We start from the raw sequence: 25291 nt of genomic DNA, 5'->3' as shown, positions 1-25291 counted from the left end.
GGTGTCGCAGCGGCTCTCCCCGTTCAGGTACCTTAAAGCGTGCCGATCACTCCAGCCAACACCGCTCCAACCCGCGCCATCCCCGCAGCCATCACCGCCTCGATATCCTCCATGCGGATTGGTCCCTGGGCCTTGCCTGCCGCCGGATTGACCACCAGGGCCAGGCAGGCGTAGGGAAGTTCCAGCTCACGAGCCAGCGCAGCTTCAGGCATCCCGGTCATACCGACAATCGCACAGCCATCACGCTCCATCCGTCGAATCTCGGCTGCGCTCTCCAGTCGCGGTCCCTGAGCCGCGCCATAGATCCCATTAGAACTGTGGGCATAACCCTGTGCCACCAGTACTGCCAGCAACTTCTGGCGCAACGACTCGTCGTAGGGCTGGGTAAAGTCTATGTGAGTGACCTGCTCCAGATCGTCCTCGAAAAAGGTCGAGGCCCGCCCCCAGGTGTAATCGATTACATCATCGGGCACACAGAAGTGCCCCGGCGGCATCACTGCATCAATGCCACCCACCGCATTGACCGCCACCACCGCCGTCGCCCCAGCCTCGCGCAAGGCCCAGAGATTGGCGCGATAGTTGACCCGATGAGGCGGAATCCGGTGCGGATCACCATGACGGGCCAGAAACAACACCTCACGCCCGGCCAACAGGCCCCGCACAAGCTCCGCCGAAGGTGAACCAAACGGCGTCTCCAGCGATTCTCGGCCCGTTACCTGCAACTCTGGCAGACGCGTCAGCCCGGTGCCACCGATGATCGCCAGACAGCCCATCAGGCGTGTTCCGGCGTAACTGGACGCGACTCGGGACTGTGTTCCACCTCACCCGAGCGCAGCCGCAAACCTTCCGGCACATGCAAAGTCGAGGTCGGGAATGCCACCTGGGCCTCGTGCTCATCGATGATAGCCAGAATCTTCAGCAACACATCCTCCTTGATCCGGTGGAACTCGGCCCATACCGGGGTGGTGAAGCAGTAGATGAAGAAATCCACCGACGATGGCGCGCAACGGTCAAAGTAGACCATCTGAGTCTGGTCCTGGGCGATTTCCGGGTGTTCTTTGAGCATCTCCCGAACCGCCTTGACGATTGGCTCCATTCGACTGATATCGTCGTAGCGAATACCAATATGCTCATAGATTCGCCGATGACTCATGCGCGACGGATTCTGCAGCACAATATTGGTAAACACCGCATTGGGAACATAAATTGGTCGCTTGTCGAAAGTACGGATGCGGGTCAGACGCCAACCAATATGCTCAACCGTACCTTCGATTTCCTTCTCCGGCGAACGAACCCACTCCCCCACCGAAAAAGGCCTATCCAGATAGACCATCAGGCCGCCGAAGAAGTTGGCCAGCAGATCCTTGGCAGCAAAACCCACCGCCAGACCGCCAATACCACCAAAGGCCAATACCCCGGACACGCTATAGCCCATAGATTGCAGAATCACCAGTGACGAGGTGATCACCACCGAAATTCTAAGCAGCTTGCCGATTGCGTTGACCGTGGTCTTGTCGATCGGCTTTTCCCGGCAATTTGGGTCAACCAGGCGTTTTTCCACTTCCAGCGCCAGGCGAATCAGGAACCAGGCCAGGAGCACAATCAATAGTACCGACTGGAGCTTATCCAGCACCTCAGCCAACCCGTCATCCATCTGTGCGGCGGTCACCTGGGAAGCCCATAACAGGCCCATACTCCAGATCATCACCCATAACGGCCGACGCGCAGCTATCACCAGCGCATCATCCCAAACCGTGGAGGTTTTCAGCGCCCGCTGCTCAACCCGGTCCAGCAGCAGCTTGCCCAGATAGGCTGCGACCAATGAAATGAAAATAATCGCGAAAACCTTGTATATCCAAAGTTCTCCGCCCAACGGCAGAGACTCGAGCGGCAAGCTTTCCAACAGTTCATCCATATCCACAGTTACACCAACTCCCATTGCTTCAAGTCATGCACTGCCTGCGACCAGTTCGGCAATGCCTTGTAATCCAGCCCCGGGCGCGAGCGGGCCAACATCCTGGCCAGGCGTAGCGGCTCGCTGATCCCGCGCTGCTGACAGTGCACCAGCGCCTGCTCAGCCGCCGCCCGGTCATTGCATACCAGCAGCATGTCGCAGCCCGAATGCAGAGCGGCATCGACCCGCTCCGGCATGCCACCCACGGCGTGAGCACCGGCCATGGTCAGATCGTCGCTGAAGATCACCCCATCAAAGCCCAGCTCGGCACGCAGGATCTGCTGCAACCAGCGTCTGGAAAACCCCGCCGGCAACTCATCGACGGCCGGATACACCACATGCGCGGGCATAATGCCGTCGAGCAACGGCGCCAGTGCCGCGAACGGCTTGAGATCCGTGGCGCGGATCTCGGCTTCGCTACGCTCATCAACCGGCAAGGCAAAATGCGAGTCGGCCTCAGCCCAGCCGTGACCGGGAAAATGCTTGCCAGTAGCAGCCATACCCGCGGCCTGCAAGCCCTCGATGTAGGCCCGACCCAACTGGCTGACCTGATCAGGATCACGGCCCAGAGCCCTATCACCAATGACCTGGCTGCGACCATAGTCCAGATCCAGCACCGGCGCGAAGCTGATATCAATACCGCAGGCCAACATCTCGGTCGCCATCAGCCAGGCCGCCTGACGCGCCACCTGTGACGCCTGCTCCCCGGCTCGCAAGCCGATTTCGCGCAGTGGCGGCAGGCGCAATACATCGCGGCGCAGACGCTGCACCCGACCGCCCTCCTGATCGATGGCGATCAGCATATCCGGGCGCAATGCACGAATGGAGCGAACCAGCTCACGGACCTGGGTCGGCGACTCGGTATTGCGAGCAAACAGAATCAGACCGCCAACTTCAGGCTGGCGCAACAACTGACGGTCGTCCGGGGTCAGCCAGGTTCCAGCCACATCCAGCATCAAGGAAGCATGAGTCAAGCAGAATCTCCAGTCAGGGGGCCTGTCGCCCCGTCATCAATAATTACCTGGCAACCGACCGGCGTCAGCTCGAAGAGTTCCAGCATGTCCTGGTTACGCAGGCGAATGCAGCCATGGGAACGCGCAACACCCATTGGCTGGTCGTCGGCGGTGCCATGCAGATAGATATAGCGACGCTGGGAATCACAATCGCCGCCACGGTTGAAGCCGGGTTGCTCGCCACACAGCCAGAGAATTCTGGTCAGAATCCAGTCGCGCCGGGGGTACTGCGCAGCCAGTTCCGGCGACCACAGCTCACCGGTTGGACGTCGCCCGACAAACACCGCCCGCAACGGCTGACCATCACCAATCCGCGCCCGGATGCGGTGTCGCCCCCGAGGCGTACAGCCCGAACCCTCACGCTCTCCGGCGCCATTGACTGCGGTCGAGACCGGGAAATGGCAAACCGCCTGACCGGCCTGATAGCCGGTCAGGGTCTGTTCTGACAAGGATATGCGGATCAGATCCAGTTGCATGCGCACCTCCGGGAAAGTGCACACCATAACGGATAGACGGGAAACTGATAAGGGCCGTCAGACCCTTTCGAGCAATTCACCGCGGCGCGGGTCACTGCCACCGGGCAGCCCGGAGCCTTCAGCACGCATTCCAGCGGCAAGGAAAGGTACCATCAGATGCAGCACATCATCGACCCCGGCCTGGCTGCCGAACTCAGACTCGGCAATGGCACGCAAAGCCTTCATGCTGGACATGGTGAACGCGGCACTGCCAAGCATGAAATGCACTCGCCAGAACAGCTCCTGGGGTGGCAGTTGCGGCGCCGCCTGCATCAGAAAGTGCATATAGCGGTGGAATACCTTGCCGTAGACCTCTCCCAGGTATTTGCGCAAGTGGCCCTGACTCTGACTGAAAGCCAGCCCGAGCAGACGCATGAAGATCGACAGGTCATTGCCGCTGCGAGGCTTAACTGCCAAGGCCTGGCGCACCAGCATCTCCAGCAGCTCCTCCAGAGACAACGAACTGCCGCCTTCACGCTGATGACGATCAAGCTCCTGCTCAAGGCTTGCAACGAAGGGGTTGAGAAAACGCACGAAGACCGCTTGAATCAGCGCCTTCTTTGAACCGAAGTGGTAATTGACCGCCGCCAGGTTGACCCCGGCCTTGCTGGTAATCAAACGCAGGGAGGTCTCAGCAAAGCCTTTTTCCGCGAACAATTGCTCGGCGGCGTCCAGGATACGTTCAACAGTTTCCGACTGGGCCATTAAGGCAGCTCCCAAAATACAAACAGATGTTTGAAACATACGTTTCAAACATCCTGACTGTCAAGTCAATTCAGGAACCAGTACTGTTTTTATCCGGTAGTTACCTTTTAACCAGTAGAACCGTGTCTGACAAGACTCTTGCCTCACGGTGATAACTGTATATAATCACAGTTACTGGATAAAAACACAGGTTAGTCTCCATGCAAAAACTGACGGCACGGCAACAACAAATCCTGGCCTTCATCAAGGAGTACATGGACGCCAATGGCTATCCGCCGACTCGGGTCGATATCGCCCGGGTTTTGGGATTCAAATCGCCCAATGCAGCAGAAGACCACCTCAAGGCGCTGGCCCGCAAGGGCGCGATCGAAATGATTCCCGGCGCCTCACGCGGCATCCGCCTGCCGGATCAGGGAACTGAGGTTGATGAAGACCGCCTACCCGTTATCGGCCAGGTCGCCGCCGGCCAGCCGATCCTTGCCTTGGAAAACATTGAAGACCACTGCCGGATCGACCCCTCCTTTTTCCGCCCCAAAGCCGACTACCTGCTCAGGGTGCGAGGCATGAGTATGAAGGATATTGGCATCCTCGACGGCGACCTGCTGGCAGTACACCGCACCAGCGAAGCCCGCAACGGCCAAGTGGTAGTCGCCCGCGTCGGCGACGAAGTAACAGTCAAGCGTTTCCAGAAACAGGGACGCAAGGTTTCGCTGATAGCCGAGAACCCGGAGTTCGCCCCCATTGAAGTAGATCTGGGCGAACAGGAACTGACCATCGAAGGTTTGAGTGTCGGCGTCATCCGCCGCTGAAGGAGTTGAGCATGCAGTACCGCCAAAGCCACCCCCGTATTGAACAGGCCGAGCTCTTCCACAACGCCCTGATGGCATCACGCAGCCGTCTTGAGTCTCTGACCACCCCGGTCAGTGAAGAGGCTCTCACCAACAACGAGGACGCTGGCGGTTTCAGCGAAATCAGTCTCAACGGCGCACCTCGCCATTGCCTGCAGTGGCTGGCTCCGGTCCTGAGAGAGCTGAGCCAGGCTCGGACCCCGGGCTGGCTGACCCTGGTCGACCCTCCTGAAGCTGTCAGTCACGGCTGGTTGCGCCAAGCAGGGCTCGACCCCTGGCGCATTCTGATCGTGCGCTCCAAAACCGGCATGGATAGTTTCAAGCTGACTTGCGAACTGCTGCGCCTGGGTTACAGCCATACCGTAGTAAGCTGGCACCAAACCAGTCAGCAGCAGGCCGCCCTATTGGAGAATGCTGCTCGCTCCGGTAGTTGTCGTAGCCTCAACGTGCGCATGGAAAGCACTCAAGCCGCCGCCTGAAACAAAAATGCCCGCAACGTTTGTTGCGGGCATTTACCCTTGAATGCCGGGTCGCCAAACCCTGAGCGCAGCATCAGTGCAGTACGCGGTGCTCCGGAATGTAGTCATCTTCTTCCTCATCCATGACCTGCCCGGCGACCTGCATCCCAGCACTGATCATAGCCTTGGCCACCTCAATGTAGTGTCCTTGCAGATATTCCTGAGCATCGGCAGAAAACTCGATGGTCAAGAGCGGCTCGCCCTCCTCGTCCGAACGACGAAGGGCCACTTTACCATCGGCCAGCTCTACGATTTCGAGAAAGGGTGAAGGCATGACTGTATTCTCCTGTAACGGGGGCAGTGTACCACAATCACCACAGCCCTCGCAGACTTACCACTCCTGCATCCCATCTCTATAGCAACTCACCCGCTCATTGAGCGCCGCCAGTGCTTCCTCAGCCTGCGCCATGCCCCACTCCTTCGCAGGCTCCAATGCGCTGCTGGCGATGATCTGCTCATCAGCTCGTGGTTTGCTTTCCTGCGGCTTGGGCGGCGCCTGCAATTGTTGCCAGGCGGCCAGCAGACCGGCCAGCCAGGTTTCCTTGTGCAGCGCCAATTCATTCAGCTCGGCCAGCTCGGGGCCCGGATAGCGCTCAGCGACCCGGCCATCGAGCACCTGCTCTACCGTGCGCACATCCAGCAACGGCCAGCGGTAACGATCAGCCACTTCGTGAATGACCGCCAGCACCGCCCGGTACAGGTGAAAGACCACATGTTCACGGTGATAACGAGCCTGGGTCACGGCATCAAGTGCACCCGACTCAGCTGCCTGGTGCCAACTGGCCAACGACCAACGGGCAAAGTGCAAGGCCTGATTGGTGCGGGTATAAACTTCATTGGCCATAATTCACCTCTCAACGCTTGGCTTTGCTGCGGCCATCGTCCACCGACCACTGCTTGCCGTCATAGAAGGCCCGCCAACCCGTCGGCTTGCCTTCCACCTCACTCTGTACATATTGCTCTTTTGTCTTGCGGCTGTAACGCACAACCGTCGGATGACCATCCGGGTCTTTTACCGGAGCATCGAACAGGAAGTGGTATTTTGGATCGATTTCAGCCTGATGCGGCAGCAGCTCGGCCACCAGCGGCGCCCGGGTCTCGCGGTTCTTCGGGAACTGACTGGCAGCCAGGAACAGCCCAGAAGCGCCATCACGCAGCACGTAGATATCATCAACCTTTTCACAGCGCAGCTCAGGCATCTTCACCGGATCCATCTTCGGCGGCGCGGCCTCACCATTTTTCAGTAGCTTGCGAGTGTTCTTGCAGACGCTGTTGGTGCAGCCGAAGTACTTGCCGAAACGACCGGTCTTGAGCTGCATTTCACTGCCACATTTGTCGCACTCAAGGGTCGGGCCATCATAACCCTTGATCTTGAACTGCCCTTCTTCGATCTCAAAGCCGCTGCAATCCGGGTTATTACCGCAAACGTGCAGCTTGCGCTTCTCGTCGACCAGATAACTGTCCATCGCCGTACCGCACAGCGCGCAACGATGACGGGTACGCAGTACCCGTGACTCACCTTCGTCATCATCCTCAGCCACTTCGTTGCCCGGCACCAGGTTGATGGTCGCCTTGCAGCGCTCTTTGGGCGGCAGTGCATAGCCAGAGCAGCCGAGAAACACCCCAGTCGAGGCGGTACGGATCATCATAGGCCGGCCACATTCGTGGCAGGCGATATCGGTCAGGGTTGGCTGATTAGCCCGCATTCCCTGCCCTTCGGTACTTGCTTCGGCTGCGCTGAGCTTGCGCCGAAAGTCGGCATAGAACTCATCCAGCACCTGCTTCCAAGGCACCCCGCCCTGAGCCACTTCATCCAGCGACTCTTCCATATTGGCAGTAAAGCCGTAGTCCATCAGGTTGGGGAAGCTTTCGCTGAGCCGGTCGGTGACGATATCGCCCATCTTTTCAGCATAGAAGCGCCGATTATTCAGGGTCACGTAGCCGCGCTCCTGAATGGTCGAGATGATCGCTGCATAGGTCGACGGCCGGCCGATACCGCGCTTTTCCAGCTCCTTGACCAGACTGGCCTCGGAGTAGCGAGCCGGCGGCTTGGTAAAGTGCTGCTTGGGGTCAAGCTTGTTGAGCTTGAGTGCGTCCTGGACCTGCAGATCCGGCAACACCTCGTCCTCGCCGCCCTTGCCTTGCGGCGGCATGACCTTGGTGTAACCATCAAACTGCAGGATACGGCCCTTGGCGCGCAGTTCGAACTCACCAGCCTGCGCGGTGATGCTGGTCGACAGGTAACGGGCTGGCGGCATCTGACAGGCCACGAACTGACGCCAGATCAGCTCGTAAAGGCGCTCAGCGTCACGCTCCATGCCCTTGAGGTCAGTAGCCTTGAGCTTAACATCAGAAGGACGAATCGCCTCATGCGCCTCCTGAGCGCCTTCCTTGCTGCTGTAGACGTTGGGTTTTTCCGGCAGGTACTGCTTACCGAAAGCCGATTCGATGTAACCGCGGGCCATGCCGATGGCGTCGGCCGACAAATTGGTCGAGTCGGTTCGCATATAAGTGATATAGCCCGCTTCGTAGAGACGCTGGGCCATCATCATGGTTTTCTTGACACTGAAGCCCAGGCGAGTACTGGCAGCCTGTTGCAGCGTCGAGGTAATAAAGGGCGCACCAGGACGCGTACTGGTTGGCTTGTCTTCGCGCTTGATTACCTGATAGCTAGCCGCTTTGAGCTTTTCCAGCGCCGCATCGGTCTGCGCTTTGTTAAGCGGACGGAAGGTCTCGCCATTCTGGCGCACCACCTCGAACCGTACTGACTCGGCCTTGGGCGTATCCAGCAGTGCATGCACTTCCCAGAACTCTTCCGGGACAAAAGCGCGGATCTCCCGCTCACGATCAACGATCAGCTTGACCGCTACCGACTGCACCCGACCAGCCGACAGACCACGGGCAATTTTCTGCCACAGCAGCGGCGAGACCATATAGCCCACTACCCGGTCGAGGAAACGTCGGGCCTGCTGGGCATTAACCCGATTCAGATCCAGCTCACCGGGCTGGGAAAAGGCCTCCTGGATGGCCTTCTTGGTAATTTCATTGAACACCACGCGTTTGTAGCGGCTCTCATCGCCGCCGATGCTTTCGCGCAGGTGCCAGGCAATCGCCTCCCCCTCACGGTCCAAGTCCGTTGCGAGGTAGACGGTATCGGCATCCTTGGCCAGACGACGCAGCTCGTCGATGACCTTTTCCTTGCCCGGCAGAATCTCGTAGCGCGCCGCCCAGCCATTCTCAGGGTCAACCCCCATGCGATTGACCAGTTGGATACGTGCCTTGGTGGCCTTGTCGAGCTCCTGGGCCGACGCCGCCTTGCGCCCATTTTTGGGCTTGCTCTCGGTCTTGCCCCCGCTGGTGGGCAGATCGCGGATATGGCCGATACTCGACTTCACCACGAAATCATTACCAAGATACTTGTTGATCGTCTTGGCTTTGGCGGGCGATTCCACAATGACCAGTGCTTTTCCCATGGGTAACTGTATTCCTGACTCAATCGATTCTGGTTGGCGGCGCTCGGGCCGGCCCACTACCGGTGCAGACCGGAGGGCCAGAGCCTACACGTCTTCGCTGATAAAGGTAAAGCGTGGATGCAGCGCGCCGTCAACTTCAACCTGTTCACTGAACATGGCCAGCGGCCGGACCCAAAGACTGTAATCACCGTACAGGGTGCGATACACCACTAGCTCTTCCTCGGTCTCGGAGTGACGGGCAACGCCAATGACCTGGTAATCCTTTCCTTTATAGTGACGATAGCGACCGGGCTTCATAGGGCCTCCTGACAGTGGAAAAGTCGCGAGTGTAGCCGAGGATGCCACGCTCAGGCACTCAGGCATAAACCGGTAACGCTCGCAAATAAAAAAGCCGGGGCACAGGCCCCGGCTTTCTCCGTACCGATTGCGTTAGACGCGTTCGAATACGGTAGTGATGCCCTGACCCAGACCCACGCACATGGTGGAAACACCAATGCGGCCCTGGCGCTGTTTCATCACGTTCAGCAGGGTGCCGGAGATACGTGCGCCGGAGCAGCCGAACGGATGACCCAGAGCGATGGCGCCACCGTGCAGGTTGACCTTCTCTTCCATCTTGTCCAGCAGCTTCAGATCCTTGAGGACCGGCAGCGCCTGGGCAGCGAAGGCTTCGTTGAGTTCGACGAAATCAACGTCATCAATGGTCAGACCTGCGCGCTGCAGCGCTTTCTTGGTCGAAGGTACCGGACCATAACCCATGATCGACGGATCGACACCGGCCACAGCCATGGAACGGATCACCGCCAGCGGCTCCATACCCAGATCCTTGGCACGCTGAGCCGACATGACGATCATGCAGGAGGCGCCGTCAGTGATCTGCGAGGAGGTACCCGCAGTCACGGTACCGCCCTTGGGATTGAACGCCGGGCGCAGTGCGGCCAGGCTTTCCAGGGTGGTGTCCGGACGGATGGTCTCGTCTTCGGTGAACACGCGCAGGAAGCCGTTCTCGTCGTGACCTTCCATCGGGATGATCTCGTCCTTGAAACGACCTTCAACAGTAGCCTTGTGCGCCAACTGGTGCGAACGGTAGCCGAACTGGTCCTGCTGCTCGCGGGTGATGCCGTGCATCTTGCCCAGCATTTCGGCAGTCAGGCCCATCATGCCGGCAGCCTTGGCCGCATACAGCGACAGGGCCGGGTTCGGATCAACGCCGTGCATCATGCCCACGTGGCCCATGTGCTCGACACCACCAACCACGAACACGTCGCCGTTGCCGGTCATGATCGCCTGAGCGGCGGTGTGCAGCGCGCTCATGGAAGAACCACACAGACGGCTGACGGTCTGGCCGGCCGCAGTGTGCGGGATCGGAGTCATCAGTGACGCCATGCGGGCAATGTTCCAGCCCTGCTCCAGGGTCTGGTTCACACACCCCCAGATTACATCTTCAACTTCAGCCGGGTTCAGCTTCGGGTTGCGCTCCAGTACGCCGGTGATCAGCTTGGCGGACAGGGTTTCGGCGCGTACATTGCGGTACATGCCGCCCTTGGAACGGCCCATCGGGGTGCGGCCGAAGTCGACAATTACCACATCTCTCGGATTCAGGCTCATAGCTTTACTCTCGCTCCGTATTCCGCATTAACCGAAGAATTTCTGACCGTTCTTGGCCATTTCACGCAGCTTCTCGGTCGGGTGATACATAGGACCGAACTCCGCGTACTTATCGGCCATGGCAACGAACTCGGCCACACCCAAGGTGTCGATGTAGCGCAGTGCGCCACCGCGGAAGGGAGGGAAGCCGATACCATAGATCAGGCCCATGTCAGCGTCCGCAGCGCTTTCGACGATACCGTCTTCCAGGCAGCGTACGGTCTCCAGACACAGCGGAACCATCATGATCTCGACGATTTCCTCATCAGTCAGCTCGCGCTGCTCCAGCACGATCGGCTTCAGCAGCTCATAGGTCTCGGGATCAACAACCTTCTTCGGCTTGCCCTTCTTGTCCATCTCATAGGCATAGAAGCCCTTGCCGGTCTTCTGACCCAGGCGATTGGCTTCGTACATGACGTCAACAGCAGTCTTGGTCTTGTCAGCCATACGGTCCGGATAACCTTCGGCCATCACGTCACGGCCATGGTGACCGGTATCCATGCCAACCACGTCCATCAGATAAGCCGGCCCCATCGGCCAGCCGAATTTTTCCATCAGCTTGTCGACGCGCTGGAAATCGGCGCCCATGCCCAACAGGCGAGCAAAGCCGCCAAAATATGGGAACAGTACGCGGTTGACCAGGAAGCCGGGGCAATCGTTGACCACAACAGGGGTCTTGCCCATCTTCTTGGCATAGGCCACGGTAGTGGCAACAGCGCGATCACTGGACTTCTCGCCACGGATCACCTCAACCAGCGGCATCATGTGTACCGGGTTGAAGAAGTGCATGCCGCAGAAGTTTTCCGGACGCTTGAGCGCCTGGGCCAGGTAAGTGATCGAGATGGTCGAGGTGTTGGAGGTGATGATTGCATCCTCACGCACCTGCGACTCCACCTCAGCCAGCACAGCGTGCTTGACCTTGGGGTTCTCGACGACGGCTTCGACCACGATATCAACATTGCCGAAATCGCCATAGGACATGGTCGGGCGAATGGCGTTCAGCGCTTTGGCCATGTCGGCCGGCTTCATACGGCCCTTCTCGACACGCTTGCCGAGCAGCTTGGAGGCCTCATCCAGACCCAGTTGAATACCCTCTTCACGGATATCCTTCATCAGGATCGGAGTGCCCTTGACCGCCGACTGGTAAGCGATACCGCCGCCCATGATGCCAGCGCCCAGTACCGCAGCCAGATTCACGTCTGCAGCAGCCTTGTCGTACTGCTTGGCTTTACGCTTGAGCTCGGTGTCGTTCAGGAACAGACCCACCAGCGACTGAGCAACGGTGGTCTTGGCCAGTTTGGCAAAACCGGCAGCTTCGACTTCCAGAGCCTTTTCACGAGTGAAGTTGGCAGCTTTCTGGATGGTCTTGACGGCTTCCAGCGGGGCCGGATAGTTCGGACCGGCCTGACCAGCGATGAAACCCTTGGAGGTTTCGAAAGCCATCATCTGCTCGATGGTGTTGAGCTTGACTTTTTCCAGTTTGGGCTGACGCTTGGCCTTGAAGTCAATCTCGCCGGCAGCGGCACGCTTGACCAGATCCAGTGCGGCGTCCTTAAGTTTGGCGTCTTCGACTACAGCGTCAACTGCGCCAACTTTCAGGGCCTTGTCGGCGCGCTGCTCGGCACCGGCGCAGATCCATTCGATAGCGTTGTCGACACCGATCAGACGCGGGGTACGTACGGTGCCACCAAAGCCCGGGTAGATGCCCAGCTTGACTTCCGGCAGGCCAATCTTGGCGCTGGCGGCCATGACCCGGAAATCACAGGCCAGACACATTTCGAAACCGCCACCCAGGGCCAGGCCATTGATGGCGGCCACGGTCGGGACGTTCAGGTCTTCAAAGGCATTGAAGATCTTGTTGGCTTCCAGGTTACCAGCCACCAGGTCTTCTTCCGGCAATTGGAAGGTGTTGACGAACTCAGTGATGTCGGCGCCGACGATGAACACGTCCTTGCCGCTGGTCACGATGACACCCTTGATGCTGCTGTCGCCCTGCAAAACCTCTACGGCGGCTTGCAGTTCAGCCAGGGTGGCACGATTGAATTTGTTGACAGACTCGCCCTGCAGGTCGAACTTCAGCTCGACGATGCCGTCTTCGAGGGCCTGAATCGTGATGGCTTTACCTTCGTAAATCATCAACTGATCTCCACGCTGTGAAAGCACTTGAGAGACACCAGCCATGCCGCCCCACCCCTAGTAGGTGCCGCGGTGCCGATATCATGAACGTTCCCGAGACAGAGAATGCCGTGGGTTTGACCACAACAATTCATACGCTTGTTTGATTCGGGTGCGCACACCTTCGGGGAAATCGCTGCAATTGTCAATGCACGCTACGGCATAAAGCCATACTTCAGCTCGAAAAAGTCTTATATGAAACATTCAAATGCCTTTAATAACAATAGGTTACAGAACATACCCAATACCGTATCCATGTACCAACGACGCTTTGAACCTAAGCATTCAAACCCTGACCCCAGCTTCCAACAATGACCCTATAACCATAGGTACGCCCTGCCAACGATATTCCAGTCAGCCAAACAGGGTTTTAAAATGGTTCTTCACGTATTACCGGCAAAGACTGCTACTATCAGCGAAAAAAGGGGAGAACCTGCATGCTCTATAAACATGTACTGGTAGCCGTCGACCTGATCGACGAGTGCCGCTGGGTAGCAGATCATGCCATGGCGCTGGCCAAGGCGTTGAATGCCCGCCTGACCTTGCTACACGTGGTCGAGCCGCTTGCGATGGCCTACGGCGGAGACGTTCCTATGGACCTGTCGATGCTGCAACAACAGCAGTTTGAGCAGGCCCGTGAGCGCATGCAGTTGTTCGCCGGTGATTACGGCCTGTCCGAAGACCAGCTACAGATAGCCTTTGGTCACCCCAGGCAGGAAATCCACCGGGTCGCCAGCGAGCAGGATTGCGATCTGATTGTGGTAGGCAGTCACGGCCGCCACGGCCTGGCCCTGTTGCTGGGTTCGACCGCCAACGATGTGCTCCACGGAGCGCCCTGCGACGTGATTGCCGTAAGACTGGGCAAGAAGAAATAATCTCCTCCCCGTCGCGGAGCGTTCAGCGAGCGCTCCGCAAACGCGAAGAAACGAGCCCCCTACATATCCTCCAGCTCAGCCCAACGCTCCATGGCTTGATCCAGCTCGCCCTGCTTGGCAGCAACCTGCTCCAGCACCAGCGCAGTCTCTTCATGCGGGCGACTATAGAAATTCGGATCGTTGAGCTGGGCCTGCAGCGCCTCCAGCTCACCTTCGAGCTTCTCCAACAACGCCGGCAGAGCGTCCAGCTCGCGCTGCAGCTTATAGCTGAGTTTGGCCTTGGGCGCCGCCGGGACTGGCGCACTGGACGCGACCACAGCAGGTGCCGGCTCGGCAGCGGGCTCGGTGGTTTTATCGAGAGTCATGCGCTCAGCCAGCAACTCGATATTACCGCCCTGGCGCAGCCAGTCGGCAAAGCCGCCGACATATTCACGCACCCGGCCATGACCTTCGAACACCAGAGTGCTGGTGACCACGTTGTCGAGAAACGCCCGGTCGTGACTGACCAGCAGCACAGTGCCATCAAAGCCGGCCAGCACCTCTTCCAGCAATTCCAGGGTTTCCACGTCCAGATCGTTAGTCGGCTCATCCAGCACCAGCAGGTTGGCCGGTTTGCTGAACAGGCGTGCCAGCAGCAGGCGCGCCCGTTCACCACCCGAAAGTGCCTTGACCGGGGTGCGGGTACGCTCGGGCGAGAACAGGAAGTCTCCCAGATAACTGATCACATGCCGACGTTCGCCGTTGATCTCGATAAAGTCACGGCCCTCGGAAATATTGTCGATCACGCTCTTTTCCGGCTCCAGTTGGCCGCGAAGCTGATCGAAATAGGCTACCTCCAGCTTGGTACCATGCTTGACGCTGCCACTGGTCGGTTCCAGTTGACCAAGCAACAGCTTGAGCAGGGTACTCTTGCCCGAACCGTTGTTGCCGATCAGGCCAATGCGGTCACCGCGCATCACCACCGTACTGAAATCACGGATCAGCGGGACCTGATCAGGCCAGGCGAAACTAATGTCTTTGACCTCGATGACCTGTTTGCCAGAGGACTGGGCGGTTTCCATCTGGAAACTGGCCTTGCCTTGACGTTCAATCCGCTGCGCGCGCTCCTCACGCATGGCCTTGAGCGCACGAACCCGGCCTTCGTTGCGGGTGCGCCGGGCCTTGATTCCCTGGCGAATCCACACCTCCTCCTGGGCCAGTTTCTTGTCGAACAACGCATTGGCTGTGGCTTCAGCCGCCAACTGCTGCTCTTTATGCGCCAGAAAGCTGACATAGTCGCCCTGCCAGTCGATCAACTGACCACGATCAAGCTCCATAATCCGGGTAGCCAGTGCCTGCAGAAACTGACGGTCGTGGGTAATGAACAGCACCGCCCCGCGAAAATCCAGCAGCACCTGCTCCAGCCAGGCAATGGTATGAATATCCAGGTGGTTGGTCGGCTCATCCAGCAACAGCACATCCGGCTCGGCCACCAGTGCCTGGGCCAGCAGTACCCGGCGACGCCAGCCACCGGACAGCTCGGCCATGGTCTTGTCTGCAGGCAGCCCCAGCCGAGTCAACGTGGTTTCAACCAATTGATCAAGACGCCAGCCATCTTTGGCCTCCAGTTGCGCCTGAACCTTTTCCAGCCGCAGCATAGCGGCATCATCCATCTCGCCACTGATCAGATGGTGGTACTCGGCCAGCAGGTCACCAACCCCAGCCAACCCAGCGGCCACCACGTCATAGACCAACGCATCACCAGCCTCGGGCAGTTCCTGGGGCAATTGGCCAACCTTGAGTCCAGGCGCAAACCACAACTCGCCCTCATCCGCCGGCTGCTCCCCGGTAAGGACTCGGAACAGGCTGGACTTGCCAGTGCCGTTACGCCCGATCAGGCATACCCGCTCCCCTCTGTCGAGCTGGAAACTGACCTTGGACAGCAGCGGATTGAGCCCGTAGGCCAGGGAAACATCGGTAAACGAAAGCAGAGCCATAAACCACCTTTCAAACTATAAGACCGGCATTCTAGCGCTTTCGCAGCCAGCTGTAACAAACTGCGATGATTTCCTCTGCCGGCCTCTTCTCGCTGCCAGGGCAACTCGCTAAGCTGTAGCGATAATACCGGCCAAACCGGCCAACGATTTCGAGAGAGCAGGCATCATCATGCGCCGCACCCTATTGCGTTTCTGTTTTGCCCCGGCCGCTCTGGCCTCCCTACTGTTCACCGCCCTGCCCGCTCAAGCTGACCGCCTGCAGGAACAACGCCGCCAGTACGACCAGGCCATGAGCGCCCTTAACAGCGGGCAACAGGCCCGCTACGAAAGCCTGGCCCGCGGCCTGAGCGACTACCCGCTTTACCCTTACCTGCTGCTGAACGCCCTGGATAAACGTCTGGACAGCGCCAGCCACCGGGAAGTCGAAAGCTTTTTACTGACCCACGGCGACCTGCCTGCCGCTCAGCGCCTGAAATCCCGCTGGTTGCACCGCCTGGCTCGTGAAGGTGAATGGGAACGGCTGCGTGCGCACTATGACAGCGATAGCCAGAGCACCTCGCTGGATTGTCACCTGGCGCTGCGCCGCTGGCGCGAGGGCGACCAGGCCGGAGCCATGCGCCAGGCTCAGGAGCTATGGACCGTTGGCCGCTCCCAGCCAAAGGATTGCGACCCGCTGTTTGAACGCTGGCGTGCCGCAGGCGGCCTGACTGAAGACGTCGCCTGGCAGCGTATTCGCCTGGCCCTGCTGCATCGCCAGGACGCCTTGGCCCGCTACCTGACCCGCTACGTCGCCAGCAACAAGCCGCTGGCTGACAAGTTCGTGAGCACCGCAACCCAGCCCAGCCTGCTGAACCAGCCTGGCAACTATCGCCCCAGCGCCAACCAGCCGGCCAACAAACTGGCCGATATCGTCACCGTATCCCTGCGACGCATGGGCCGCGACGACCCGCAGGCCGCCCTCGGGCTCTGGCACCACTATCGTGAACTTCCCTTCGCCGAAGAGGACCGGCTGGCCATCACCCGCGATATTGGCGTGCGACTGGCCAAGCGCTTCAACCCTGATGCATTACCTTTCATGGCCGCCAACGACCCACAAATGCGCGACGATCAGGTCAGCGAGTGGCGGATCCGCCTGGCACTGCGCACCAACCAGTGGCGCATGGCTCACGACCTGACCCAAACCCTGCCCGAAAGCCTGGCCCAGCAAAGCCGCTGGCGCTACTGGCAATTGCGCAGCGCTCAGCTTGCCACCCCGAATGTTGGTGAACTGCAAGACGACTATCGACAACTGGCTCGCGAACGGGATTTCTACGGCTTCATGGCCGCCGAACGCACCCAGCAGCCCTATGCACTGAACCACCAACCAGCCAATATCGACCCACAAACCATAGCCAGGGTCAGCCAGACTGCCGGTATTCGTCGAGCCAAGGAGTTTTACGCACGCGGCCAGATAGTAGACGCCCGCCGCGAGTGGTATCACGTCAGCCGTCTGTTCAGCCGTGAGGAACTGATAGCCCAGGCAAAACTGGCCCGCGACATGGACTGGTACTTCCCGGCGATCCGCAATATCAGCCAGGCCCAGTACTGGGATGACCTCGACATCCGCTTCCCGATGGCCTATCGCGAACCGATTCTTAATCAGGCCCGTGCCCGCCAGCTTAACTCCACCTGGGTATACGCCATCACCCGCCAGGAAAGCGCCTTCATGGCCGACGCCCGCTCTCATGCCGGCGCCATGGGTCTGATGCAGTTGATGCCTGCCACCGCCCGGGAAACCGCCAGGCGCAACAACATCCCGCTGGGCAACCTTAATGAGGTACTGATTCCCGAGCGCAACATTGCCCTGGGCACAGCCTATCTGGCGCAGCTAAACAATCAGTTCCAGGGTAACCGGGTACTGGCTTCAGCAGCCTACAACGCCGGCCCCGGTCGAGTACGGCAGTGGACTCAGAATATCGACAACCTGCCCTCGGACGTCTGGATCGAAACTATCCCCTTCGACGAGACCCGCCAGTATGTGCAGAGCGTATTGAGCTATTCGGTGATCTACGGCGACAAACTGGGCATTCGCCAGCCGGTGATGGAACAACATGAGCGCTATCTGCGCGGGCGCTAGGACTGAGCACCAGAACGGGCTGAAGGCGGACTTCAGCCCCTGGCCTGGAGATTACTCAGCCGCTCGCGGACCACTTCCACCAGTTGATCGGGCTGGAACTTGGACAGAAAGCCATCGCAACCCACCTTCTCTACCAGCGCCTTGTTGAAGTTGCCCGACAACGAGGTATGCAGGACCACGTACAGATCACTCAGACGCGGGTCCTTGCGAATTTCGGCAGTCAGCCGGTAGCCGTCCATTTCCGGCATTTCAGCATCGGTAATCACCATCAGCAGCCGCTCAGACAACTTACCCTCGGCATCGGCCCAAGCCTGCAGCTGACGCAGCGCACGCAGCCCATCGGTGGCCACATGCAGGGTCAGATCGAGCTGAGACAAGGTTTCCTTGAGCTGATTGATACCGGTTTGTGAATCATCCACCAGCAGCACTTCACGGCCACGCGCATTATCCAGCAATTGCTCATCGAGCAGTTCCTCGGAAATACGGGTATTGAACGGCACGATTTCGGCCAGCACTTTCTCGACGTCGATAATCTCGACCAGGCGCTGGTCTTCAAGGCGGGTAATGGCAGTCAGGTAATGGGCCCGACCGGCGCCTCTGGGCGGCGGCTGCACAGTATCCCAATTGAGATTGATGATGCGCTCGACCCCACCAACCACAAAGGCCTGCACCGAGTTGTTGTACTCGGTAACAATCACCGTGCTGTTTTCGTTGACCTGCTGCGCGCGCATACCAATGGCAGCGGCCAAATCGATTACCGGAATGGTCTGACCGCGCAGATGCACCACACCCACCACATGCGGATGGCGCTGCGGCATCTGGGTCAGCCGCGGCAGTTGCAGTACCTCACGGATCTTGAACACGTTGAGAGCAAACAACTGCTGCCCAGAGAGCCTGAACAGCAGAATTTCCAGACGGTTCTCACCGACCAGTCGAGTACGCTGATTAACGCTATCCAGTACACCAGCCATGGGGCCCCTCGCTGTCAGATTCAGGTGAAGTAGCCACCTGCCATGACGCAGTGTACCCAGTTATGCCTACTTTCGCAGCCCGCGCTTAATAGTAGGCATTTTCCTTGACTGTGTGATCGGTTACGTCACGCACGGCAGTAATTTCCGGGATTCGCGCTACCAGAGTCTTTTCGATGCCTTCCTTAAGGGTGACATCGACCATACCGCAGCCCTGACAACCGCCACCGAACTGCAGAATCGCCACACCACCCTCAACCACATCGATCAGCTTGACCTCACCGCCATGGCTGGCCAGCCCGGGGTTGATTTCGGTTTGCAGCAGGTAGTTGATGCGCTCATTGAGCGGGCTGTCTTCATTGACCATCGGCACCTTGGCGTTTGGTGCTTTGATCGTCAGTTGCCCGCCCATGCGGTCAGTGGCGTAATCGACCACGGCGTCATCCAGGAAAGGAATACTGATCGCATCGATCCAGACATTGAAGGCATCCAGCACCAGCAGTTCATCCTCGGGCTTTTCCTCGCCAGGTTTGCAGTAGGCGATACAGGTTTCCGCGTAGGGAGTACCCGGCTGGGTAATGAATACACGGATACCAACACCTTCGGCGTCCTGCTTGGACAGCAACTCGGCCAGGTACGACTGGGCCGTGTCACTAAAATGAATGCCTGCCATGAAATGCCTCTTGAGCAGTGACTGATGGCCCATAGTGTACGGGATAGCTGCCCGCGAATAAAGTCCTACCTTTATACTAGGTTATTTGCCAGGCATGCCGAAATGCAGCCCATCGCCATCGCGCGTTCAGTGTTGGCCGATGTTCTGCTAAGCTAGCGGGCTTTTCTCAGCGCTAACCCCCCGGAGCATCCATGTCAGACCTGAGTACCCGCTTGACCGCCCTGCATGAGGCCCTGCGCCAGCGCATCCTGATTCTCGACGGCGGCATGGGCACCATGATCCAGAGCTTCAAACTGGAAGAAGCTGACTATCGGGGCGAACGCTTCGCTGACTGGCCGATGGACCTAAAGGGTAATAATGACCTGCTGATCCTGACCCAACCGGACAAAATCGCCGCGATCGAGCGCGCCTACCTGGATGCAGGCGCCGACATCATCGAAACCAACACCTTCAACGCCACCCGAATTTCCCAGGCCGACTACGGCATGCAGGAACTGGCCTACGAGCTGAATGTTGAAGGCGCTCGTCTGGCTCGCCGGGTCTGTGATGAGAAAACCGTCGAAACCCCGGATCGTCCGCGCTTTGTTGCCGGGGTGCTGGGGCCAACCAGCCGTACCTGTTCAATCTCGCCGGATGTGAACAACCCTGGCTACCGCAACGTCACCTTCGACGAACTGGTCGAGGACTACAGCAGCGCCACCCGTGGCCTGATCGAAGGTGGCTCAGACCTGATTCTGATCGAGACCATTTTCGACACCCTCAATGCCAAGGCGGCCATTTTCGCCGTGCAAGGGGTGTTTGAAGAGCTCGGGATCGAGCTGCCGATCATGATCTCCGGCACCATTACCGACGCCTCCGGCCGCACCCTGTCGGGCCAGACCACCGAAGCATTCTGGAACTCGGTACGCCATGCCAAGCCGATCTCGGTGGGCCTGAACTGCGCACTGGGCGCTAATGAACTGCGACCTTATTTGGAAGAACTGGCGACCAAGGCTGATACCCATGTCTCGGCACACCCCAACGCCGGCCTGCCGAACGCCTTTGGTGAGTACGACGAAACCCCGGCACAGACTGCCGCGATCATCGAGGAGTTTGCCGCCTCAGGTTTCCTGAACATTGTCGGCGGCTGCTGCGGCACTACCCCCGGACACATTCAGGCGATTGCCGAGGCGGTGGCCAAGTACCCGCCCCGCGTCATTCCCGACATCCCCAAAGCCTGCCGCCTGTCGGGGCTCGAGCCGTTCACAATCGATCGCAGCTCGCTGTTCGTCAACGTCGGCGAGCGTACCAACATCACCGGTTCTGCCCGCTTTGCCCGGCTGATCCGTGAAGAGAATTACACCGAGGCCCTGGAAGTCGCCCTGCAGCAGGTCGAAGCCGGGGCCCAGGTGATCGACATCAACATGGATGAAGGGATGCTCGATTCCCAGGCAGCCATGGTCACCTTCCTCAACCTGATTGCCGGCGAGCCGGATATCGCCCGCGTGCCAATCATGATCGACTCCTCCAAATGGGAGGTGATCGAGGCTGGCCTGAAATGTATTCAGGGCAAGGGTATTGTCAACTCGATCTCGATGAAAGAAGGGATCGAGCAGTTCAAGCACCACGCACACCTGTGCAAGCGTTATGGCGCTGCCGTGGTAGTGATGGCCTTTGACGAGCAGGGCCAGGCCGATACCGAGGCGCGCAAGGCGGAAATCTGCAAGCGCAGCTACGACATTCTGGTCAATGAGGTGGGCTTCCCGCCGGAAGACATCATCTTCGACCCCAACATCTTCGCCGTGGCAACCGGCATTGACGAGCACAACAACTACGCCGTCGACTTCATCAACGCCTGCGCCTACATCCGCGACAATCTGCCCTATGCGCTGAGCTCTGGCGGGGTATCCAACGTCTCGTTCTCGTTCCGTGGCAACAACCCGGTGCGTGAGGCCATTCACTCGGTCTTCCTTTACCACGCGATCAAGAATGGCCTGAACATGGGCATCGTCAATGCCGGCCAGTTGGAGATCTACGACGAGATCCCGGCCGAACTGCGTGACAAAGTCGAAGATGTGGTGCTCAACCGTCACCCCGGTGCAACCGAAGCCCTGCTGGCAATTGCCGACCAGTACAAGGGCGACGGCAGCGTCAAGGAAGCCGAGAACGAGGAATGGCGTGGCTGGAGTGTGGAAAAACGTCTGGAACATGCGTTGGTCAAAGGCATCACCACTCACATCGTCGAGGACACCGAGGAGTGCCGCCAGCGGTGCGCGCGGCCGATCGAAGTGATCGAAGGGCCGCTGATGGCCGGCATGAATGTGGTGGGCGACCTGTTCGGTGCCGGCAAGATGTTCCTGCCTCAGGTGGTCAAATCCGCCCGTGTGATGAAACAGGCAGTTGCCCATCTGATCCCCTTTATTGAAGAGGAAAAGGGCGACAACCCTGAGCCCAAGGGCAAGGTGCTGATGGCCACAGTCAAAGGCGACGTCCACGATATCGGCAAGAATATCGTCGGCGTAGTGCTGGGCTGCAATGGCTATGACATTGTCGACATGGGCGTCATGGTCCCGGCGGAGAAGATCCTCAAGACCGCCATCGAGGAAAAGTGCGACATCATTGGGCTGTCCGGACTGATCACCCCATCGCTGGATGAAATGGTCCATGTCGCCAAGGAAATGCAGCGCCAGGGCTTCAATCTGCCGCTAATGATCGGCGGCGCCACCACTTCCAAGGCTCATACTGCGGTGAAGATCGAGCCGCAATACCACAACGACGCGGTGATCTATGTAACCGATGCCTCACGTGCGGTCGGTGTGGCGACCAGCCTGCTGTCTAAAGAGCTCAAGCCCGAGTTCGTCGCCAAAACCCGCGCCGAGTACGAAGTGGTCCGCGAGCGCACTGCCAACCGCAGCGCCCGTACCGAGCGCCTGAGCTACCCGCAGGCAGTGGCCAACAAGCTGCAACTGGACTGGCAGACCTACCAGCCGCCAGTTCCGAGTTTCACTGGCGCACGGACCCTGGACGATATCGATCTGGCGGTACTGGCCGAGTACATCGACTGGACGCCGTTCTTCATTTCCTGGGATCTGGCTGGCAAATATCCGCGCATCCTTGATGATGAGATCGTCGGTGAAGCCGCCCGCTCGCTGTTCGCCGATGCGCAGGCCATGCTGAAAAAGCTGATTGATGAAAAGCTTATCAAAGCCCGGGCGGTGTTCGGCTTTTGGCCGGCCAATCAGGTTAATGACGACGACATTCAGGTCCGTAACGAACAGGGCCAGCCACTGGCCACCCTGCACCACCTGCGCCAGCAAAGCATCTTCCCGGACGCCAAGCCAAATCTGTGTCTGGCCGACTTCGTCGCACCAGAAAGCAGCGGCCTGACCGACTATGTCGGCGGCTTCATCACCACCGCAGGTATCGGCGCCGAAGAGCTGGCAAAGCAATACGAAGCCAAGGGCGATGACTACAACTCAATCATGGTCAAGGCTCTGGCCGACCGCCTGGCCGAGGCCTGCGCCGAATGGCTGCATGAGCGCGTACGCCGTGAGTACTGGGGTTACGCCAGCGACGAGCATCTGGACAATGAAGACCTGATTCGCGAGAAGTATCGCGGTATTCGCCCTGCTCCCGGCTACCCGGCCTGCCCGGATCATACCGAAAAGGCCACCTTGTTCAGCCTGCTCGACCCCGAGGCCGAATTCGGCAAACCCGGTCGCAGCGGCGTATTCCTTACCGAACACTTCGCCATGTTCCCGGCCGCCGCCGTCAGCGGTTGGTACTTTGCTCACCCCGAGAGCAAGTATTTTGCCGTGGGCAAGATTGAGCGTGATCAGGTGGAAAGTTACAGCCAACGCAAGGAGCAGGACCTGAGCGTCAGCGAGCGCTGGCTGTCGCCCAACCTCGGTTACGACAACTGAGGTCGGCGTGAGCCTGCTACCTGCCCGCAGCCGCCTGCGCACCATTACGCTGCTGGGCCTGCCGATTATGGGCGGCATGCTCAGCCAAAGTCTGCTGAACCTGGTCGATGCGGCCATGGTCGGCAGCCTGGGCAAGGAAGCACTGGCCGGGGTTGGCCTGGGCAGTTACGCCAATTTCATGGCCATAGCCCTGGTCATGGGACTGGGTGCTGGTGTTCAGGCTATGGTAGCGCGGCGCCGAGGCCAGGGTCGCGAAACTGAAGTCGCCGCCCCACTCAACGAAGGGCTGTTGATCGCCGCCCTGCTGGCCGTGCCGCTGACTCTGCTGTGCTGGCTCAATGCCGAGCGCATCATTGGCTTTCTTTCCTCGGATCAGGGCGTGGTCGAGATCGGTGTCGACTACTTCCACTGGCGCAGCCTGGCGATCATCGCTGTAGGTGCCAATTTTGCCTTTCGCGGCTACTGGAACGGTATTCGCGAGTCAGGGTTGTACCTGCGTATTCTGGTGGTCATGCATCTGGCCAACGTGGCAATCAGTTACGGCCTGATCTTCGGCAAGTTCGGCCTGCCGGAAATGGGCGCCGAAGGCTCGGGACTAGGCACCTGCATCGCCATGTTCCTCGGCTCGGCGCTCTATCTGAGTATTACCCTGCGACGTGGCCGCGCGCACGGTTTTCTTCAGGCCCGCCCGCAGTTCAGTGGCATCGTGTCGATGCTGCGGCTGTCGATGCCCAACTCGCTGCAACAGCTCTTCTTCGCCACCGGCATCACCACCCTGTTCTGGATCATCGCCCAGGTCGGCACCGCCGAACTGGCCATCGCCCACGTACTGGTCAACCTGGCGCTATTTCTGATCCTGCCCGGGGTTGGTCTGGGCATGGCCGCCACCACGCTGGTCAGTCACAGCCTGGGAGCCAACAAACCGGAAGATGCCTATCGCTGGGGTTGGGATGTGGTACGTGTGGCAGCTGTGGCACTATTTATCATGGGCATGCCATTCTGGCTGGCGCCGCACTTCGTGCTCAGTCTGTTCACCCAGGACCCGGCGCTCATCGCTCTGGGGGAATGGCCGCTGCGTATTACCGGCCTGGGCATGACCCTGGATGCCACTGCGCTGGTTCTGACCCAGGCCCTGCTCGGCGCCGGTGCCAGCCGTACGGTGATGTCGGTGAATTTGGGTAGCCAGTGGCTGATATTCCTGCCCTGCGCCTACCTGGCCGGACCGGTACTCGGGGGCGGGCTGTTATTGATCTGGCTGCTGCAAAGCGGCTACCGAGCGCTCAACTCGATCATCTTCGCCATCATGTGGCGACGCAGGCACTGGGCGGACATTCACATCTGAGCGGGCTATGCTAGGGTCTGTTGACGCCCCAGAGCCAGAGCAATGACAGCGAGCCAGCCATGAGCAACGATCAGCACAAGCAGCAACAGCCAGAACAACCGCAGCCCCCCATGCGCTTTCGCGACACCCTGTCCAGCGTGCTATGGGCCGCGCTCGGGGTACACAGCAACAAGGCCCGAGAGCGCGACTTCACCCAAGGCAAGCCGAGTCACTTCATCATCCTGGGTATCGCCTTCACCGCCCTGTTCGTGCTGACCATCTTCGGCCTGGTCAAGCTGATCCTGCACCTGGCTGGTGTATAACCCCTATGGAAATACTGATTTCAGTTTCGGTGTTAGCCCAATTGGCGCTGACCTGTTCTGGACACGCCGTAACCCCGTCCCTGGGGGCTTGACGATGCCCATCCGGGGCATCGACAGTCCAGAACAGGTCAGCGCCAACAGGGCTCCAGGGCTTGTGCGCGATTAGTCAGTGTTGTCCTAGCGCTGACTGACCCAAAACACTGCTGTCAGCACGGCAATCAGAATCAGCGCCACCGCGGCCCAGGCATCGATCCGGCTGTCGGTTGTTGTGGCTTCCTGTAGGTCGTGTTCA

Annotated in this window: 21 protein-coding genes; 7 read left to right on the top strand and 14 right to left on the bottom strand. The window is 59.2% G+C overall.

Features of this window, described 5'->3' with window-relative positions; translation table 11 throughout:
- Positions 1-32: 32 nt before the first annotated feature.
- The 5 genes from BVH74_RS12950 to BVH74_RS12930 are packed head-to-tail and all read right to left on the bottom strand — an operon-like array spanning position 33 to position 4187.
- Positions 33-773: an S-methyl-5'-thioinosine phosphorylase gene (locus tag BVH74_RS12950; protein WP_080050469.1), complete on the bottom strand. Its 741-nt coding sequence runs from the start codon at positions 771-773 to the stop codon at positions 33-35.
- Positions 773-1915: a mechanosensitive ion channel family protein gene (locus tag BVH74_RS12945; protein WP_080050468.1), complete on the bottom strand. Its 1143-nt coding sequence runs from the start codon at positions 1913-1915 to the stop codon at positions 773-775. Before BVH74_RS12945 ends, BVH74_RS12950 begins: the two co-directional genes overlap by 1 nt.
- An 8-nt stretch (positions 1916-1923) precedes the next feature.
- Complete coding sequence (nagZ, locus tag BVH74_RS12940; protein WP_080050467.1) at positions 1924-2910, bottom strand: beta-N-acetylhexosaminidase; 987 nt, start codon at positions 2908-2910, stop codon at positions 1924-1926.
- Positions 2911-2924: 14 nt separating this feature from the next.
- Positions 2925-3443: a L,D-transpeptidase gene (locus BVH74_RS12935; RefSeq protein WP_080050466.1), complete on the bottom strand. Its 519-nt coding sequence runs from the start codon at positions 3441-3443 to the stop codon at positions 2925-2927.
- A gap of 57 nt (positions 3444-3500) precedes the next feature.
- Positions 3501-4187 carry a TetR/AcrR family transcriptional regulator gene (locus BVH74_RS12930; RefSeq protein ID WP_080050465.1) on the bottom strand — a complete coding sequence of 229 codons (687 nt, stop codon included), beginning with the start codon at positions 4185-4187 and terminating at the stop codon, positions 3501-3503.
- A gap of 200 nt (positions 4188-4387) precedes the next feature.
- On the opposite strand from BVH74_RS12930, the gene lexA reads away from it, so the two are divergent.
- On the top strand, positions 4388-4996 hold the full coding sequence (gene lexA / locus BVH74_RS12925; protein WP_080050464.1) for a transcriptional repressor LexA: 609 nt from the start codon (positions 4388-4390) through the stop codon (positions 4994-4996).
- Between the two features lie 11 nt (positions 4997-5007).
- Positions 5008-5514: a SulA-like leucine-rich domain-containing protein gene (locus BVH74_RS12920; RefSeq protein WP_080050463.1), complete on the top strand. Its 507-nt coding sequence runs from the start codon at positions 5008-5010 to the stop codon at positions 5512-5514.
- Positions 5515-5587: 73 nt separating this feature from the next.
- On the opposite strand, the gene BVH74_RS12915 is transcribed toward BVH74_RS12920, so the two are convergent.
- The 6 genes from BVH74_RS12915 to fadB all read right to left on the bottom strand — a co-directional run bounded on the left by BVH74_RS12915 (position 5588) and on the right by fadB (position 12806).
- Positions 5588-5827, bottom strand: coding sequence for a hypothetical protein (locus BVH74_RS12915; protein ID WP_080050462.1), 240 nt, complete (start codon positions 5825-5827; stop codon positions 5588-5590).
- A gap of 57 nt (positions 5828-5884) precedes the next feature.
- A complete protein-coding gene (locus BVH74_RS12910) occupies positions 5885-6397 on the bottom strand; it encodes a DUF6586 family protein (protein WP_080050461.1) in 513 nt (170 codons plus the stop codon).
- Positions 6398-6407: 10 nt separating this feature from the next.
- Positions 6408-9026: a type I DNA topoisomerase gene (topA, locus tag BVH74_RS12905; protein WP_080050460.1), complete on the bottom strand. Its 2619-nt coding sequence runs from the start codon at positions 9024-9026 to the stop codon at positions 6408-6410.
- A gap of 84 nt (positions 9027-9110) precedes the next feature.
- On the bottom strand, positions 9111-9323 hold the full coding sequence (locus BVH74_RS12900; protein WP_080050459.1) for a DUF1653 domain-containing protein: 213 nt from the start codon (positions 9321-9323) through the stop codon (positions 9111-9113).
- A gap of 132 nt (positions 9324-9455) precedes the next feature.
- Entirely contained in the window at positions 9456-10631 is a 1176-nt protein-coding gene (gene fadA, locus BVH74_RS12895) for an acetyl-CoA C-acyltransferase FadA (RefSeq protein ID WP_080050458.1), read from the bottom strand.
- Positions 10632-10658: 27 nt separating this feature from the next.
- Entirely contained in the window at positions 10659-12806 is a 2148-nt protein-coding gene (gene fadB, locus BVH74_RS12890; protein ID WP_080050457.1) for a fatty acid oxidation complex subunit alpha FadB, read from the bottom strand.
- 476 nt (positions 12807-13282) lie between these two features.
- Here fadB and BVH74_RS12885 point away from each other — a divergent pair, with 476 nt between their 5' ends.
- The gene (locus BVH74_RS12885) at positions 13283-13720 is read left to right on the top strand and encodes a universal stress protein (protein ID WP_080050456.1); all 438 of its coding nucleotides are present in this window, start codon (positions 13283-13285) and stop codon (positions 13718-13720) included.
- Between the two features lie 59 nt (positions 13721-13779).
- Here the strand turns inward: BVH74_RS12885 and BVH74_RS12880 are convergent, their stop codons facing one another.
- On the bottom strand, positions 13780-15696 hold the full coding sequence (locus BVH74_RS12880; RefSeq protein ID WP_080050455.1) for an ATP-binding cassette domain-containing protein: 1917 nt from the start codon (positions 15694-15696) through the stop codon (positions 13780-13782).
- A 169-nt stretch (positions 15697-15865) separates the two neighbouring features.
- Between BVH74_RS12880 and BVH74_RS12875 the strand changes: the two genes are divergently transcribed.
- Positions 15866-17812, top strand: a complete 1947-nt coding sequence (locus BVH74_RS12875) for a transglycosylase SLT domain-containing protein (protein WP_080050454.1) — start codon at positions 15866-15868, stop codon at positions 17810-17812.
- A gap of 32 nt (positions 17813-17844) precedes the next feature.
- Here BVH74_RS12875 and BVH74_RS12870 read toward each other — a convergent pair whose 3' ends face one another.
- On the bottom strand, positions 17845-18783 hold the full coding sequence (locus BVH74_RS12870) for a chemotaxis protein (protein WP_080050453.1): 939 nt from the start codon (positions 18781-18783) through the stop codon (positions 17845-17847).
- A gap of 85 nt (positions 18784-18868) precedes the next feature.
- Positions 18869-19453 carry a Fe-S biogenesis protein NfuA gene (nfuA, locus tag BVH74_RS12865; RefSeq protein ID WP_080050452.1) on the bottom strand — a complete coding sequence of 195 codons (585 nt, stop codon included), beginning with the start codon at positions 19451-19453 and terminating at the stop codon, positions 18869-18871.
- A 191-nt stretch (positions 19454-19644) separates the two neighbouring features.
- Between nfuA and metH the strand changes: the two genes are divergently transcribed.
- From metH to BVH74_RS12850, 3 genes are all read left to right on the top strand, one after another.
- Positions 19645-23355 carry a methionine synthase gene (gene metH / locus BVH74_RS12860; RefSeq protein WP_080050451.1) on the top strand — a complete coding sequence of 1237 codons (3711 nt, stop codon included), beginning with the start codon at positions 19645-19647 and terminating at the stop codon, positions 23353-23355.
- 7 nt (positions 23356-23362) lie between these two features.
- A complete protein-coding gene (locus BVH74_RS12855) occupies positions 23363-24697 on the top strand; it encodes an MATE family efflux transporter (protein ID WP_231705517.1) in 1335 nt (444 codons plus the stop codon).
- Between the two features lie 110 nt (positions 24698-24807).
- On the top strand, positions 24808-24999 hold the full coding sequence (locus BVH74_RS12850) for a DUF2970 domain-containing protein (protein WP_177344573.1): 192 nt from the start codon (positions 24808-24810) through the stop codon (positions 24997-24999).
- Positions 25000-25291: the final 292 nt, after the last annotated feature.

It is taken from the genome of Halopseudomonas phragmitis, assembly GCF_002056295.1.
Lineage (GTDB): Bacteria > Pseudomonadota > Gammaproteobacteria > Pseudomonadales > Pseudomonadaceae > Halopseudomonas > Halopseudomonas phragmitis.
This window is presented reverse-complemented; position numbering and strand designations above follow the sequence as displayed.